The sequence below is a fragment of the Lawsonibacter sp. JLR.KK007 genome, assembly GCF_036941135.1.
Lineage (GTDB): Bacteria > Bacillota > Clostridia > Oscillospirales > Oscillospiraceae > Lawsonibacter.
Genome location: NZ_JAYWSY010000001.1, coordinates 658,260 through 673,757, shown reverse-complemented (window position 1 = coordinate 673,757; position 15,498 = coordinate 658,260). Strand labels below are relative to the sequence as shown.

Below are 15,498 nucleotides of genomic sequence, written 5' to 3'. Positions count from 1 at the left end.
GTCCCTACCTGGGGCAGGGAGGCGTCGTCCGCCCCCAGCAGGAAGAGCACCTTCACCCGGTGACCGGTCTGACGGGTGGTCTCCCCCGCCGTCACCCGGTCCAGCGAGACGGGGATGGTACCCACATCGTACTGGGACAGCACCAGCCGGAACAGCAGGGCAAACTCCTCCAGCTCCATGGGGGAGGCGTCCAGCAGCCGGGCGCACTGCTCCAGGCCGCCGCACAGAATGTCCCACAGCTGGCGGTACTCCTCCGCCAAGGCGGGCTGTCCCCGCCGGGCCAGCAGGTCAACCCGCTCCTCCAGGCGCTCGGGCAGGCCGATTTCCTCCAAAAAGGTGTACAAACAGACCGCCTGCCCCCGCCCGGTCTTATCCTTGTTCTTCCGCAGGGTCTCCAGCGGAGCGGCCACCTGCCTCCGGGCCTGGTCCACCCGGGCCAGCAGGGCCTTGTCCTCCCGCTTCCACTTCAGACCATAGCCCTTGGGATGCCAGGTCCAGTCCTTCCCCTGAGTCCAGCGGCTGCCCTTGATGTCCCACTTCAGGACGTAATTCTCCAGCAGGTCGATCTCCTCCTGGGGCAGATCGGTCAGGCCGGTCTTCAGATAGCGGAAGACGTCATCGTAGCGGTATCCCCCGCTGTGATGTCCAGAGCGGCGGTGACCAGGGCCAGCACCGGCTTTTCCAAAATGTCCGTCATGGCGGAGGAAAACACCGGCACGCCGTACCGCCCGAAAACGGATTCCACCAGGTCCTGATAGGTCCCATAGCTCCGGGCCGCCACACCGATGTCCCGGAACCGGAGGTTCTCCTCCCGGACCAGCTGCAGGATGCGGGCGGCGGTCCACTCCACCTCGCTCCGGGGGGAGGCGGCCTGAAACAGCTCCACCGCCCCGCCGCAGGGGACGGGCGCGGGGGTCTCCTCCGCAAAGAGGGTCCCCTCCAGATGGACCAGCGGCTCCGCCTTGCCTGTGGCTGACGGGGCCAGGCGCTCCACCTCGCAGGGGACCCGCTCCTCCTTTGCCAGCCGCAGCAGAGTGTTGGCGGTGCGCCGGGCGGGCGAAAAAATGCCGGTCCCCCCCTCGTCCTCCTCCAGATGGTCGCAGGTGAGGGTGACGGTCATGGACTCCGACTGGACCATCAGCAGCCGCAGCAGCTCCCCCTGCTGGGGGGTGAAGTCGGTAAAGCCGTCCAGCCACAGGTCCTTCCCTCTGGCCCAGCCGCAGGAGCGCAGCTTCTCCGCCGCACGGGTGAGCCGGTCCCTGGGGTCCAGAGCAGTTTGGGCGGTGAGGGCCTCGTACTCCCCGAAAATCAACCCCAGATCCCGCAGCTTGTCCCCCTCGGGGCCGGGGGCCTCCTCCCCCGCCCGGATCAGCAGCTCGGGGGACACGCAGCAGCTCTTCAGCTCGTCCGCTGTGGCCAGCAGGGCGGTCAGAAACGAGGGCCGCCTGGAGGGCCGGCTGTACACCGTCAGCTTAGGGGAGGCGTTCTGCACCGCCCGGTACATCAGCAGCAGCCGGCCGCCGGGCTCCAGCTCCTCCACGCCCAGCCCCCCCGCCATCTGGAAGATGCGGCTGGACAGGCGGCTGAAGGACAGCACCTCGGCGTACAGACTGGCCTGGGGTCCGCCGGCGGCGCACAGGGCCCGCTCTGTCTCATGGGACTGCTGCTCTGGCACCAGCAGCACCTGGGGCCGCTCCCGCCCCGCCCGGCACATCCGGTCCAGCACTGCGGTGGTCTTGCCGGACCCCGCCCGGCCCAATAGCAGCTTGAACATGGGCGCGCCTCCTTTTCAATGTTACTGCGGCTCTTGATCCGCCGTGAAGCGGACCGCCAGGCCATTGACCTCCACGTCCTCCTCCGCCGGGACCAGGATGTACTTTCTGCCGTTGATGATCCGGGTCTCTACCAAATAGCAGTTCTCCGGTGCGACGGACACCACCGCCTGCGCAGTTTTCAGCTGAAAGCGGCCGGCGTCAATGAGATTGGCGGGACTCAGGGCCGCGTCCGCGCCAAACTGCTCATCGCACCGCTTCCGAAAGTCCTCCACCCGCTCCTGAGTCACGCCGCAGTCCTGGAGGATGCTCCCCACATCCCGGGCGGTCAGGGCCAGCGGCTCCGGGTCCTTGCTCTCCTTGTGCCGGAGAATCCGGTCGGTCAGCTGCTCATGGACGGCCTGGACAATTTCCACATTGAAGCCGTCCTCCAGCGACTCGGCCAGGGCGCTCTGGAAGGTCTCCCGCTGCTCCCCGGCGGACATGGGGGGCTCTGTGCGGAAGACGGCGTCGATGAACTCCTGGTGCAGCTCGTCCGCCTTCCGGGCATAGAACAGGGCGTTATAGATGTTAGCCGTCCGGTCGTCGAAGGCCGGGAACAGGAAGCCCAGCTCCGGCGGAGCCACCGTCTGGCTGACAGCACAGTGAAACTCGTTGTCCCCAGGGTAGTAATTCAGCTCCGGCTTGCCCAGCTTCAGCGGACAGATCCCGCAGAGCAGGTAGGTAAACACCTCCTCCGAGGCGTCCTGCTGCTCCTCGCCGTCCCGGCCCCGGCGGGGCACATCATAGGAGTCGCAGGCCAGCAGCAGCAGATAGCCGCTGCCGCCCATGTCCAGGCTGTCGGTCACAGTCTGGTAAAACTGCCGGCGAAGCTGCCCGTCCTTCAGCCTGCTGGAGCGCAGCTCCATCAGCTGGCGGTGCTCCGGGCTGTCCATAACCTGCTGGGTGGAAAAGACAATATCGATCAGGTTCTTTCCCAGCCCTCCGGACAGGGTCTTTTTCAGCAGGCTCATGTACTGCTCCCCCTCCTCCTGGGTCATCATGCCCAGGGACTCGTCCAGGTCGGCTATGATCTCCTTGTTGGCGTTGACAAAGCAGCCATAGATATGGCTGACGGCATTTTTCTCCAGCCGCCATCTGCGGCGGAGCTCGCTGACTTCTTTTTGGTTCATAGTTGTTCTCCTGTTCCTGATGTTCAAGTTGGAATAAAACAGCCCGAGGCAATGGCCCATCGCCTCGGGCTGGTGTTTGGATCAGTTGGGGCTGATCGTGTAGTTGGGCGCCTCTTTGGTGATGTAGATATCGTGGGGATGGGACTCCTTCAGGCCAGCGGCGGTGATCTGCATAAACTGAGCCTTGGAGTGCAGCTCACCGATGTTGTGGCAGCCAGTGTAGCCCATACCGGCCCGCAGGCCGCCCATGAGCTGGTAGATGGTCTCGCCCACCCCTCCCTTGTAGGGGACGCGGCCCTCCACCCCCTCGGGGACCAGCTTCTTGTTGGACTCCTGGAAGTACCGGTCCTTGGAACCCTTGTTCATGGCGGCCAGGGAGCCCATACCCCGGTAGACCTTGAACTGGCGGCCCTGGAAAATCTCGGTATCGCCGGGGGACTCCTCGCACCCGGCCAGCAGAGAGCCCAGCATGACCACATCCCCTCCGGCGGCCAGAGCCTTAGCAATGTCACCGGAGAACTTCACGCCGCCGTCGGCAATGATGGGGACCCCGTACTCCGCAGCCACCCGAGCGGCGTCGTAGATGGCGGTGATCTGGGGGACGCCGATGCCGGCCACCACACGGGTAGTACAGATGGAGCCGGGGCCGATGCCGATCTTCACGCAGTCGGCTCCCGCCTCGATCAGAGCCTTGCAGCCGCCGGCGGTGGCCACATTGCCAGCAATCAGCTGGACATCCGGATAGAGCGCCTTGATGCGCTTGACGGTCTCCAGTACGTTCTGGGTATGGCCGTGGGCGGAGTCCAGGGTGAGCACGTCCGCCCCCGCGTCGGTCAGGGCGGCCACCCGGTCCAGCACGTCGGAGGTGGCCCCGATGGCGGCGCCCACCAGAAGACGGCCCTTGTCGTCCCGGGCGGAGTTGGGATAGACCTCCGCCTTCTCGATATCCTTGATGGTGATCAGGCCCTTCAGGCGGCCCTCCTCGTCCACGATGGGCAGCTTCTCGATCTTGTGCTGGCGGAGGATCTCCTTGGCCTGGGCCAGGGTGGTACCCTCGGGGGCAGTGACCAAGTTTTCCTTGGTCATCACGTGGTCGATGAGGACGGTCATATCCGTCTCAAACTTCATGTCCCGGTTGGTGATGATGCCGATCAGCTTGCCGCCGTCACAGATGGGTACGCCGGAGATGCGGAATTTGGCCATCAGCTCGTCGGCCTCGGCCAGGGTGTGGCCGGGAGCCAGCCAGAAGGGGTTGGTGATCACGCCGTTCTCCGACCGCTTCACCATATCCACCTGCTCCGCCTGCTGGCTGATGGACATATTTTTATGGATGATGCCGATGCCGCCCTCCCGGGCGATGGCGATGGCCATGCGGTATTCGGTCACCGTGTCCATGGCCGCGCTCATGAGGGGGATGTTCAGCTTGATCTTCTTGGTCAGCCGGGTTTTCAGGTCGATATCGGCGGGCAGCACGTCGCTGGCCGCCGGGATGAGCAGTACGTCGTCAAAGGTCAGGCCCTGCTTCACAAACTTCTGGGCGGCATCTTGATTCACCATAATTCCACGTCTCCTTTTCGATATTTTACCTATTGTACCTTGCGTTTCAGGGCTTGTCAAGGCAGAAGTTTGCCGGAGGCTAACTGTGATTCGAAAGGAACCCCCTCCTCACCGGGCGCACTGATGTTCTCAAACCCCTCCGGCGGCGGGCCGATTGCTTTGATTTTCAGTACCGCTTCCTGCATGTTGGTTTCCTCCAAATCAGAATATATCCTGTGAGCCAACTATTTCGCTTTCCGGAACAGTTCCAAAATCACCCAAAATACCAAGACCGGAGCCATTATCAACACGAGGCCAACCAAAAATCTGGTTTGGAAGGACCAGGGCATGTCGTTCAAAAAGCCATAGCCAAAGCTTGACGATACCGCGCAAAAAATCCAAGTGGTTATGCTGATTGTAATCTGATACTGTTTCCTATTTTCTTTCCGGAACAGTTCAAAAATCAACCAAGATAACGAGACCGGAGCCATCATCAACACAAGACCAACCAAAAATCTGGTTCGGAAGGACCAGGGCATGTCATTCACAAAGCTATAGCCAAAGCTTGACGATACCGCGCAAAAAATCCAAGCGGTTATGCTGATTATAATCTGATACTGTTTCTTATTTTTGATTTTCATAAAATTCCTCCAAAAGCACTTATTAAACCGGCGTCTCCCCGAAAAACAGGGCGGATTCAAAGCGGCTGTCCCCCCAGGCCGCTGGTCTGGATGGTGAGCACCTCGCCGGGGCGGCACCCGGCCAGGTAGCCGATCTGCCCTTGGCCAGGCAGCGGAAGTTTGCCAAAGGAGAATCCATAAACTGGAATTTCAATATGGGTTTCTCATGTGATCCAAATAATCAGCGCCAACATAAACGACACGGCCATCGTTTATGACAAACCCAATATTCTCGCCCCAATCTCCTTCACCCTCAACAGCATAGGCTATGTCATCCTCTTTGCTCCCCATATCCACATATAACGCCATAAACCAACAATAATCCAGTACATCAAGAACATCGTCAAGCGCAGGTAATTCAAATTCTTCATTTATGCCGCCATCCTCCTTGGCACAGCTGATAAGTCTTTTGCAAATTTCATTGATCATAGACTCAGGAAGGTTATTAAATGCCTCGACACATGTTTCGGCACATTCTTCAAAGTCAGGGCTGTCGCTGTTTGCGTAAACAATCAGTTCATCCTCTTTTTCATCATTGCGGAAAAATTTACTGTTAAAGCGTCCCTCTCCATCTTCCTGGTGCAACCAACGAATCATAAAACTGTTCCTCCTTATTTTTATTATGGCTTAAAAAGGCGTTTCTCCGAAAAACAGGGCGGACTCAAACCGGGGTTTTCTCGCATCGTCCACGCCCCGGACGAACCGGCTGTCCCCCAGGCCGCTGGTCTGGATGGTGAGCACCTCGCCGGGGCGGCACTCGGCCAGGTAGCCGATTTGCAGTTCGGCCAGATAGCGGTCCCCGGACAGGCGCTCCATCCCCACGGCGTCGCAGGCAAAGTCGGCGTAGCGGGTGTTGTTCACGTGGCCGTTCAGGTCGGAGTCGCTGTACCGCATAGGACGGCGCTCCGCCTCCCGCAGGTCGCCGGGCTGACGCAACTTGGCCAGGGTCATGGTCTTGCAAAGCGCCCCGCCGCCGGTGCCCTCCAGCTCGGGGATGGCGCTCAGACGCATCAGCTTGCGGCTGTTCACATTGGCCAGCACCCAGGCGGACACCGACTCCCCCACCGGCTGTCCGTTGACTAAAATGTCGTAGTCCCGGTACATGATAGCGCTTTTGCCGCCCCGGTGCCAGGTGCGGATGGTGAGCCGGTCCTCATAGTTCAGGGGCCGGGACAGCCGGTACCAGGACCGGGCCAGCATCCAGAAGGCCCCGTACCGCTCCACCAGCATCTCCCGGGAGAAGCCTCCGTCCTCCGCCGCCAGGGTGGCGGCGTTCTGCAGATGGTTCAGCAGGGCCGATGCCTTGCACTGGCCCCGGCCGTCCACGTCCAGGCCGTTTAAGCGGATATCATACTCAAAAAACGTGCTCATTGCTCTTTCCCTCGAATCAAAATAGATGTTTTGCAGCAGAGATCGTCGATGTCGTCGGCGGTGGCGGCTGGGATGCGGGCTTTGCCGCCGCACTCCTGGCAGTACAGCTCCACCGAGCTGAAATGGACGTCGAACCCCCACCGTTTGCTGCCGCAGGTGCAGGAAATACCGCCCCGGGCGGCGATGTCCCGCAGCTCGGACAACACCTCCTCCATGACGATCCCGTCCAGAAAGGCCCCGTGTTCGGCAGCGTCCTCCCCCAGCTTGTCCACCGCCCCCTCCAGCCGGGCGGTGGCGGCGTAGACCGGACCCTCCTCCCCCACGTAGCAGCAGTCCAGCCCGGAGGCGGCGCAGGAGAAGGCCAGCGCCTTCTCCCGGATAAAGGCGTGGGAGGAGCAGGACACCGTGTGTTCCCGCCCGCAGAACAGACAGGGCACCGTCAGCTGCACCCGGTTGGGGAGAAATTCCACCCCCAGCTCCGACTTGCCGCAGGGGCACTTGATATGGGCCGGGGCCGCCGCCAGGGAAAACAGGTCCCGCTCCACAATCACCGACTGCATGCAGTGAGGGCAGATATAGGACAAAAACCGCTTTGTCTCTTGTACCATGTTCGGGTCCCTCCTTTGAGGTTTCTTGTGGCCCTATTATAGCGCGCTCCTCCGAAAAAAACAAGATGGGAGGGCCCCTGGCGGCGCTTGACAGCCAGGCTCGCATCTTGCAACGTGGATGTAACAGATGGTTTGATTGTAAGGAACCGCTTGGTCTGTGACTCAGCTATACCGTTCCCCTCCGGCCAAAGGCCGGAGGGGGCGTTTTCTCGTCTCTTGTCTCTGTCATCTGCTCCGCACCCGGTCTACCGCCTCGTGCCAGCCAGACAGCAGATCTTCCCGCTGCTTCGCCTCCATGGCGGGCTGGTAGCGCCGGTCCAGGGTCCAGCTGCCCCGGATGTCGTCCAGCCCGGACCACATCCCAACGGCCAGCCCGGCCAGATACGCCGCCCCCAGGGCGGTGGTCTCCCGGATGTTCGGGCGGGACAGGGGCCGGTCCACCAGGTCCGCCTGGAACTGCATGAGGAAGTTGTTGGCCGAGGCCCCGCCGTCCACCCGCAGCTCCCGCAGGGGGATACCGGCGTCCTCCTCCATAGCCCGGAGAACGTCGGCGGTCTGGTAGGCGATGGACTCCAGCGCCGCCCGGATGATGTGGTTGCGCCCCGCGCCCCGGGTCAGGCCCAGGATGGCGCCCCGGGCGTTCATGTCCCAGTGGGGCGCGCCCAGGCCGGTGAAGGCGGGGACCACATACACGCCGGCGGTGTCGGCCACCTTGCCGGCGAAGTACTCGGTGTCGGAGGAGTCGGAGATCAGCCCCATCTCGTCCCGCAGCCACTGGACCACCGCGCCGCCCACAAAGACGCTGCCCTCCAGGGCGTACTGCACCTTGCCGTTCAGCCCCACAGCGATGGTGGTCAGCAGGCCGTTTTTGCTGACAAAGGGGGTCTCCCCGGTGTTCATCAGCAGGAAGCAACCGGTGCCGTAGGTGTTTTTGGCCTCCCCCGGCCGGAAGCAGGTCTGGCCGAAGAGGGCGGCCTGCTGGTCCCCGGCGATCCCGGCGATGGGCACCTCCACCCCCTGGATGTTCACCGTTCCGTAGACCTCGCTGGAGGAGCGGACCTGGGGCAGCATCCCCATGGGGATATCCAGTTTCCGGCAGATTTTCTCGTCCCAGTCCAGGCTCCGGATGTCATACAGCATGGTGCGGCTGGCGTTGGTGGGGTCGGTGACGTGGACCTTCCCGCCGGTGAGCTTCCAGATCAGCCAGCTGTCCACCGTGCCGAAGAGGAGTTTTCCCGCTTCCGCCTGCTCCCTGGCTCCGGGGACGTGATCCAGAATCCACTTGATCTTGGCAGCGGAGAAGTAGGCGTCGATGAGCAGGCCGGTGCGGTCCTTCACGTAGTCCACAAAGTCCGGGTCCTGCTTCAGCTCCTCGCACAGCCCGGCGGTGCGGCGGCACTGCCAGACGATGGCGTTGTACACCGGACGGCCCGTGTCCCGGTCCCAGACGATGGCGGTCTCCCGCTGGTTGGTGATGCCGATGCCGGCAAGCTCCCGCACGTCTACCCCGCTCTGGGCCAGCACCTCCATCAGCACCCCGTACTGGCTGGACCAGATCTCCATGGGGTCGTGTTCCACCCAGCCGGGTTTTGGGTAGAACTGGGTAAACTCCTTCTGGGCCATGCCCACCATATTCTGGTCCCGGTCGAAGAGGATGCAGCGGCTGCTGGTGGTGCCCTGGTCCAGAGCGGCGATGTAGCGCTTTTCCATAAATGTTCCCCTTTTCTTTGGTTTTCCTTATTATACCGCCGTTCCGGGGAAAAAACAAGGATTGAAAAACGGCGGGCGACCTGTCCGGTCACCCGCCGCGTGGGGTTGCTTATTCGCTGTAGGGCTTGTTGGTCTCGATGTACATGCCCCGGTCCGCACTCCAGCCCACGTAGAAGTTCAGGGCCTTGCCCAGGTCGCGGAGCTTGAAGTAGTTGGAGCCGTTGATCTTGTAGACCTCGGCGGTGATTTTTTCGCCGTTGACGTAGATGGCGTCGTTGCTGGGGTCGGCGGACCTGCCGCCCTTGGCCGGGCCCTCCAGGTCGCCGGACTGCCTGTCGTAGCTCTCGCCGGTGGTGGCGGTGACGGCGTTCTTCGTGCCGTCGTAGCCCACGGAGAACTGCTTCTCAGTGCCGTTGAGCATGGCGGCCACGTCGCGGATTTTGAAGTAGTTGCTGTCGTTAATCTTGTACACCGTGGGGACAGCCACCGCACCGTTCACCTCCAGACCGTCATTGCTGGGAGAGGCGATTGTCTCAGCGGTGGTAGAGTTGTTGAATGTGACGGAAAGCCCCAGATCACGGGAAACAGCGTACCACACCTCTTTGAAGTCATCAGCGACAGTAATTCCCGGCCCGATACTGATTGAGATAGTATCACTGCCAAAAACATAGTCAGAACCATCAATAATAAAGCCCGCGTAATCGAGACATTCTATGCTATCATCCACATGATACGCTCTCAGTGTCCCTGCTCCGATATAGCTGAGCGAGCCGTTTGAATAAGCGGTAATGATAATACCATCGCTGTAGCCGTACGTATAAGATTCTGCAAAAGCCGGGATGGTCAGCCCCAGGCACATTGCCAGGGCTAGCACAAGGGAAAATATTTTTCTCATAGTTTATACCCCTTTTCTCTTTTTGAGCACCTTAGCCTTTGCAATGCAAAGGCTAGAAGGGTACCCTTCTAGCCTTTGCAATGCAAAGGCTAGAAGGGTACCCTTCTTCGCTTATCATACCACAGTCAGCCGACGATTGCAACTATGTTGTCAGCATGGTGTGAAAAAAGACCGCAGTTGTTTCTTGACCCGGCTGTCGAACCATGGTATATTTTTGTAGGGACGCTGTCCAATACAGGCGAGGCGGTTCAGCTACACCACCCGAAAGGGGGTGAGCGTATGCCAATCACAGTTACCTTTCACATCTTTGGTTGTACTGTGACCATACGTATAAAACGCTGAAAACCGCCACCCCGGAACGGTGACGGTTTTCTTGATTAAACCAAACCAAACGGGCTGAACCGTCTTGCGGACGGCATCCCTTTATAGTTACTATACCACCGCCCCGACAATTTGTCAAGGCGGCTTTTTACCACGCCGCAACCGTCCCGTCGCACCGGGGCTCAGTGCCGCCGACAAGCAGGCCGTTTTCGGTGCGCCAGATGATCTGGCCCCGGCCCATGTTGATGCGGTCGTCAATGACCTCCACCTCGTGGCCCATGGCCGCCAGTGCTTCGGCAATCTCCGGACCGGCCTCCCGCTCCAGCTGGATGTGTTTCCCCCCGATCCACTGCACCCGGGGAGCGTCCAGGGCCTCCTGGGGGTTCATGTGGTAATCGATGGTGTTCACCAGCACCTCCACATGCCCCTGGGGCTGCATAAAGGCCCCCATCACCCCGAAGGGCCCCACGGCCTCTCCGTCCTTCAGCAGGAAGCCGGGGATGATGGTGTGGTAGGACTTCTTCCCCCCGGCCAGACAGTTGTCGCTGTCCGGGTCCAGGGAGAAGTTGGCCCCCCGGTTTTGCAGGGAGATGCCCGTCCCGGGAATCGCCACCCCCGCGCCGAAGGTGGTGTAGTTGCTCTGAATCCAGGACACCATGTTGCCCTCCAAATCGGCGGTGCACAGGTAGATGGTGCCGCCGCAGGAGGGGTCCCCTGCCTGCGGGGTGAGGGCCTTGCCGGTAATGAGCGCCCGGCGGCGGGCGGCGTACTCCTCGCTGAGCAGGTCCTCCACCCTGGTCTTCATGTACCGGGGATCGGCCACATAGGTCTTCGTGTCGGCAAAGGCCAGCTTGATGGCCTCCATGATCTTGTGATAGGTGCCGGCGCTCTCCCGGTCCGGGGAAAGCTTCAGCCCGTTGAGGATGTTCAGCGCCATCAGGACGGTGATCCCGTGGCCGTTGGGCGGGATCTCGCAGACGGTATAGCCCCGGTAGTTGGCGGTAATGGGCTCCACCCACTCCGGATGGTACGTACGGAAGTCGTCCTCTGTAAAATAGCCCCCGGTCTTCCGGCTGAACGACACAATCGTTTCCATCAGCGGTCCCCGGTAGCAGCTCTCGCAGCCGGTGGCGGCCAGCTCCTCCAGGGTTTGGGCGTACTCCTCCCAGCGGAACAGGTCCCCCGCCTCGTAGGGGGAGCCGTCCGGCTTCATGAATGCCCGCCACCAGCCGCCGTGGACCTCCGGAGCCCGCTCCATGGCCCGTTTCAGCCGCCGGGCATCCTTGGCCCACTGCTTTGCCACGTTGACCGGGACGGGAACCCCCTGGCGGGCATAGGCAATGGCGGGCGCGAACAGCTCTGCAAGGGGCTTGGCGCCAAAGCGGCGGTTCAGCTCGGCCCAACCGGCGGGCGCGCCGGGGACCATGGTGGGAATCCAACCCTCCTTGGGCATCTCTGTAAACCCCAACCCTCTGACTGCCTCCACACTGAGGGCCGCCGGGGCCACGCCGCTGGCGTTGAGGCCGTAGAGCTTTTTCTCCTTCTCCACCCACACCAGGGCGAAGGCGTCGGAGCCCAGGCCGTTGCCGGTGGGCTCAAAGAGGGGCATCCCCGCCGCCATAGCCACGGCGGCGTCCATGGCGTTGCCGCCGGACTTCAAAATATCCAACCCCACCTGGGCCCCCAGGGGCGTCGAGGTGCAGGCCATGCCGTTTTTGGCAAAGACCACATTTCTTCGGGATGGGTATGTATATCTGTGCGGATCGTACTGGGGCATAACGGTCAGCTCCTTTGCTTCGGTTTGATGGAACCATTATACAGGATTTTTGGGGAAAAAGCAACCAAAGCGGCTCCCGGTTGGGAGCCGCTTGTCTGTTATGCGGAGCAGGGCTGATCCGTTGTGATATACATCCCCCGGTCCGCGCTCCAGCCTGCGCAGAAGTTCAGGGCCTTGCCCAGGTCCCGGAGCTTGAAGCAGCCGCTGCTACCGGTCTTGTACGCCGTCGGGCCGGCGGCGCTGCGGTTTACAGCCCCTGGGCGATCATGGCCTCGGAAATTTTCTTAAAGGCGGCGATGTCGTTGCCGGCGATGAGGTCGTCCCCCAGGCCGTACTGGGCGGCCGCCGCGGCGGAGGCGTCGTAGATGGAGCCCATAATCTGGCGCAGCTTGTCGTCCACCTCGGCCCGGGTCCAGTTGTAGCGGATGGAGTTCTGGGCCATCTCCAGGGCGGACACCGCCACGCCGCCGGAACCGGAGGCTTTCGCTCCCGCCGTGAGGATCTTGGGGCTGAGGCGCAGCAGCTTCATGGCCCCGGCGGTGGCCGGCATGTTGGCCCCCTCCACGTAGTAGCGCACGTCGTTGGCCAGGATGCAGATGGCGTCCTCCACGTCCAGCTCGTTCTGGGTGGCGCAGGGGATGACGATGTCCGTCTGCACCTCCCAGGGCTTTTTCCCGGGGAAAAACTCCACCCCGAACTCCCGCGCGTAGGCGGACACCCGGTCGGAGCCGTTGGCGCGCATCTCCAGGAGGAAGTCCAGCTTCTCCTGGGTGGTAATGCCGTCGGGGTCCCAGATATAGCCGTCGGGACCGGACAGGGTGACCACCTTCGCCCCCAGCTCCGCTGCCTTGCGGCACACGCCCCAGGACATGTTGCCGAAGCCGGACACGGCGATGGTCTTCCCCTCCAGGGTGTCCCCCTTGCTCTCCACCATCCGGGCCAGGAAGTAGACGGTGCCCGAACCGGCGGCCTCCAGCCGGACCTTGCTGCCGCCGTAGGTCAGGCCCTTACCGGTGAGGGCGGAGCTCTCCGCCTTGCCCAGCAGGCGCTTGTACTGGCCGTAGAGGTAACCGATCTCCTTGGCCCCCACGCCGATGTCTCCGGCGGGGACGTCGGTGTCCGCCCCGATGTAGCGGTACAGGGCGTTCATAAAGGACTGGCAGAAACGCATGATCTCCCGGTCAGACCGGCCGCGGGGATCGAAGTCGGCTCCGCCGGAGGCCCCGCCGATGGGCAGGCCGGTGAGGGCGTTTTTGTAGGTCTGCTCAAAGCCCAGGAATTTGACCACGCTCTCGTTCACCGAGGGGTGGAAGCGCAGGCCGCCCTTGTAGGGGCCGATGGCGCTGTTGAACTGCACCCGGTAGCCGTGGTTGGTGTGGGCGTTCCCCTTGTCGTCCACCCAGGGCACCAGGAAGGTGACCATCCGCTCCGGCTCCACCATGCGGGTGAGCAGATCCAGCTTCTCATAGCGGTAGTTGTCCAGGGCGGGGTCGATCATCTCCAGCCAGGTCTGGACGGACTGGAGGTACTCCAGCTCGTTGGGATATTTCCGGCGGAGCCGCTCCAATACGCGGGCTGCGTAGTTATTCATAAAGAACCCTCCTTACACCAGGCCGTAGGCCAGCATGGAGTCGGCCACCTTCAGGAAGCCCGCGATGTTGGCGCCGGCCACCAGGTTGCCCGCCATCCCGAACCGCTCGGCGGCCTGAGCGGCGTTGTGGTACAGGTCGGTCATGATGGTCTTCAGGCGGTCGTCCACCTCCTGGAATGTCCAGGAGAAGCGCATAGAGTTCTGGCTCATCTCCAGGGCGGACACTGCCACACCACCGGCGTTGGCCGCCTTGGAGGGGGCGAAGAGCACGCCGGCCTCCTGGAGCGCGTCCATGGCGTCGGGGGTGGAGGGCATGTTGGCCCCCTCGACTACGGCGAAGCAGCCGTTCTGGATCAGGGCCTTGGCTCCCTCCAGGGGCAGCTCGTTCTGGGTGGCGCAGGGCAGGGCGATGTCGCAGGGTACGTTCCAGATGTTGACACAGCCCTCGTGGTACTCCGCCCCGGCCTTGCGCTGGGCATACTCCTTGATGCGGCCCCGCTCGATCTCCTTGATCTGCTGGATCAGGGGCAGGTCAATGCCGTCCTTGTCGTAGACATAGCCGTTGGAGTCGGACATGGCCACCACCTTGCCGCCCAGCTGGGTGGCCTTCTCGCAGGCGTAGATGGCCACGTTGCCCGAGCCGGAGATAACCACGGTGGAGCCCTCAAAGCCCTTGCCGCCGTCCTTGAGCAGACAGTCGGCCAGGTAGCACAGGCCGTAGCCGGTGGCCTCCTTCCGGGCCAGGGAGCCGCCGTAGGTCAGGCCCTTGCCGGTGAGCACGCCGGTGAATTCGTTGCTCAGCCGTTTGTACTGGCCGAACAGGTAGCCGATCTCCCGGGCGCCCACCCCGATGTCGCCGGCGGGCACGTCGGTGTCGGGGCCGATATACTTGAACAGCTCGTTCATAAAGGACTGGCAGAAGCGCATGACCTCGGCGTCCGACTTGCCCTTGGGATCGAAGTCGGAGCCGCCCTTGCCGCCGCCGATGGGCAGGCCGGTGAGGCTGTTCTTAAAGGTCTGCTCAAAGCCCAGGAACTTGATGATGCTCTCGTTGACCGAGGGGTGGAACCGCAGGCCGCCCTTGTAGGGGCCGATGGCGCTGTTGAACTGGACGCGGAAGCCGCGGTTGACGTGAATATTGCCCTTGTCATCCTCCCAGGGCACACGGAACTTGATGGTGCGCTCCGGCTCCACCAGGCAGTCCATCACGCCTTCACGGATCAGCTCGGGACGGGCGTTGGCAACAGGGGCGAGGGAGGTGAGGACCTCCCGCACCGCCTGGTGAAATTCCGGCTCGGCGGGATCGCGCTTGACGACCCGCTCCATCAAACCGTTCAAATACTCATTTTGAATGCTCATGACTGTTTCCTCCCGAAAGATTATTTGTCGAAACCTGCTTTGACCCCTCTCCTGATAGGGACATATTCACCTTACCACGTTCATTTTTGCAAGTCAATGTTTTGTTTCCTTCATTTTGCATTTTTGTTTTAATTCATTAAAGCAGTAATGCAAAAAAGAAAACTTTCGTCGTTTTGACGCTTCCCTCTCCCGTTTTTCCCAACTGCCCGCCGCAAACAGAAGGACCTGCCGGAACACCGGCAGGTCCTGGTTGGTATGCATCGAAATGAGAAATTCAATCCTGGGGACCACGCTTCGCGGCCAGAAACTCCATAAAATCCATGACCGTCCCCCGGTCCACCGGCGACAGGCCGCGGAAGGAGGCGCACAGCCTCTTCAGCGAGGCCTCCTCCCGCAGGTCTGAGTAGCCCATCAGATAATCCAAACTCACCTCAAACAGGGCGGCAATCCGCTTCAGGATGATCTCATCCCGGGGAAAATGATTGCCGCTCTCATAAAAGCTGATCATCCGGGGGGATATGTCAATCGCGCGGCCCAAGACCGCCTGGGTCATTTTCTTCTCCTGCCGCAGCTGCCGGAGCCTTTCGCTGAACGTCACGGTCATCACCTCTGGCCCATTATGACGAAAATGTGTGACGAAATCATGAATTTTTTTGAAATTTGCCGAAAATTCTTGAAACAGCAGGATAGTTACTATTATAACAGG

Annotated in this window: 14 protein-coding genes; all 14 read right to left on the bottom strand. The window is 61.6% G+C overall.

From position 1 onward, the window contains the following. Positions 1–598: 598 nt before the first annotated feature. The 14 genes from VV088_RS03920 to VV088_RS03855 all read right to left on the bottom strand — a co-directional run bounded on the left by VV088_RS03920 (position 599) and on the right by VV088_RS03855 (position 15,390). Positions 599–1,774, bottom strand: coding sequence for a PD-(D/E)XK nuclease family protein (locus VV088_RS03920; protein ID WP_334599482.1), 1,176 nt, complete (start codon positions 1,772–1,774; stop codon positions 599–601). Positions 1,775–1,795: 21 nt separating this feature from the next. Then, positions 1,796–2,944, bottom strand: coding sequence for a DUF4317 domain-containing protein (locus VV088_RS03915; RefSeq protein WP_334599481.1), 1,149 nt, complete (start codon positions 2,942–2,944; stop codon positions 1,796–1,798). 81 nt (positions 2,945–3,025) lie between these two features. Next, a complete protein-coding gene (guaB, locus tag VV088_RS03910) occupies positions 3,026–4,501 on the bottom strand; it encodes an IMP dehydrogenase (protein ID WP_334599480.1) in 1,476 nt (491 codons plus the stop codon). 56 nt (positions 4,502–4,557) lie between these two features. Beyond that, positions 4,558–4,686 carry a hypothetical protein gene (locus VV088_RS03905; protein WP_334599479.1) on the bottom strand — a complete coding sequence of 43 codons (129 nt, stop codon included), beginning with the start codon at positions 4,684–4,686 and terminating at the stop codon, positions 4,558–4,560. A gap of 39 nt (positions 4,687–4,725) precedes the next feature. Beyond that, positions 4,726–5,121, bottom strand: coding sequence for a hypothetical protein (locus VV088_RS03900; protein ID WP_334599478.1), 396 nt, complete (start codon positions 5,119–5,121; stop codon positions 4,726–4,728). Positions 5,122–5,310: 189 nt separating this feature from the next. Further along, a complete protein-coding gene (locus tag VV088_RS03895; RefSeq protein WP_334599477.1) occupies positions 5,311–5,757 on the bottom strand; it encodes a DUF6985 domain-containing protein in 447 nt (148 codons plus the stop codon). Positions 5,758–5,787: 30 nt separating this feature from the next. Next, positions 5,788–6,531, bottom strand: a complete 744-nt coding sequence (locus tag VV088_RS03890; RefSeq protein WP_334599476.1) for an acyl-[acyl-carrier-protein] thioesterase — start codon at positions 6,529–6,531, stop codon at positions 5,788–5,790. Continuing rightward, positions 6,528–7,139: a hypothetical protein gene (locus tag VV088_RS03885; protein WP_334599475.1), complete on the bottom strand. Its 612-nt coding sequence runs from the start codon at positions 7,137–7,139 to the stop codon at positions 6,528–6,530. Before VV088_RS03885 ends, VV088_RS03890 begins: the two co-directional genes overlap by 4 nt. 225 nt (positions 7,140–7,364) lie before the next feature. Continuing rightward, complete coding sequence (gene glpK / locus VV088_RS03880) at positions 7,365–8,849, bottom strand: glycerol kinase GlpK (protein ID WP_334599474.1); 1,485 nt, start codon at positions 8,847–8,849, stop codon at positions 7,365–7,367. A 109-nt stretch (positions 8,850–8,958) separates the two neighbouring features. Beyond that, positions 8,959–9,744 carry a hypothetical protein gene (locus tag VV088_RS03875; protein WP_334599473.1) on the bottom strand — a complete coding sequence of 262 codons (786 nt, stop codon included), beginning with the start codon at positions 9,742–9,744 and terminating at the stop codon, positions 8,959–8,961. A gap of 469 nt (positions 9,745–10,213) precedes the next feature. Next, a complete protein-coding gene (locus VV088_RS03870) occupies positions 10,214–11,842 on the bottom strand; it encodes a gamma-glutamyltransferase family protein (RefSeq protein WP_334599472.1) in 1,629 nt (542 codons plus the stop codon). A 247-nt stretch (positions 11,843–12,089) separates the two neighbouring features. Continuing rightward, on the bottom strand, positions 12,090–13,433 hold the full coding sequence (gene gdhA / locus VV088_RS03865) for an NADP-specific glutamate dehydrogenase (protein ID WP_334599471.1): 1,344 nt from the start codon (positions 13,431–13,433) through the stop codon (positions 12,090–12,092). Between the two features lie 12 nt (positions 13,434–13,445). Next, complete coding sequence (gdhA, locus tag VV088_RS03860; RefSeq protein WP_334599470.1) at positions 13,446–14,792, bottom strand: NADP-specific glutamate dehydrogenase; 1,347 nt, start codon at positions 14,790–14,792, stop codon at positions 13,446–13,448. A 274-nt stretch (positions 14,793–15,066) separates the two neighbouring features. Further along, positions 15,067–15,390, bottom strand: coding sequence for a helix-turn-helix domain-containing protein (locus tag VV088_RS03855; protein WP_334599469.1), 324 nt, complete (start codon positions 15,388–15,390; stop codon positions 15,067–15,069). Between the last annotated feature and the right edge of the window lie 108 nt (positions 15,391–15,498).

Bases quoted from the DNA above. Each gene is read 5' to 3' on its own strand.
- VV088_RS03905 (WP_334599479.1), bottom strand. From the start codon at position 4,686: ATGCAGGAAGCGGTACTGAAAATCAAAGCAATCGGCCCGCCGCCGGAG.
- VV088_RS03870 (WP_334599472.1), bottom strand. From the start codon at position 11,842: ATGCCCCAGTACGATCCGCACAGATATACATACCCATCCCGAAGAAAT.
- VV088_RS03915 (WP_334599481.1), bottom strand. From the start codon at position 2,944: ATGAACCAAAAAGAAGTCAGCGAGCTCCGCCGCAGATGGCGGCTGGAG.
- guaB (WP_334599480.1), bottom strand. From the start codon at position 4,501: ATGGTGAATCAAGATGCCGCCCAGAAGTTTGTGAAGCAGGGCCTGACC.
- gdhA (WP_334599470.1), bottom strand. From the start codon at position 14,792: ATGAGCATTCAAAATGAGTATTTGAACGGTTTGATGGAGCGGGTCGTC.
- VV088_RS03900 (WP_334599478.1), bottom strand. From the start codon at position 5,121: ATGAAAATCAAAAATAAGAAACAGTATCAGATTATAATCAGCATAACC.
- VV088_RS03890 (WP_334599476.1), bottom strand. From the start codon at position 6,531: ATGAGCACGTTTTTTGAGTATGATATCCGCTTAAACGGCCTGGACGTG.
- gdhA (WP_334599471.1), bottom strand. From the start codon at position 13,433: ATGAATAACTACGCAGCCCGCGTATTGGAGCGGCTCCGCCGGAAATAT.
- VV088_RS03895 (WP_334599477.1), bottom strand. From the start codon at position 5,757: ATGATTCGTTGGTTGCACCAGGAAGATGGAGAGGGACGCTTTAACAGT.
- VV088_RS03885 (WP_334599475.1), bottom strand. From the start codon at position 7,139: ATGGTACAAGAGACAAAGCGGTTTTTGTCCTATATCTGCCCTCACTGC.
- VV088_RS03920 (WP_334599482.1), bottom strand. From the start codon at position 1,774: ATGTTCAAGCTGCTATTGGGCCGGGCGGGGTCCGGCAAGACCACCGCA.
- VV088_RS03875 (WP_334599473.1), bottom strand. From the start codon at position 9,744: ATGAGAAAAATATTTTCCCTTGTGCTAGCCCTGGCAATGTGCCTGGGG.
- glpK (WP_334599474.1), bottom strand. From the start codon at position 8,849: ATGGAAAAGCGCTACATCGCCGCTCTGGACCAGGGCACCACCAGCAGC.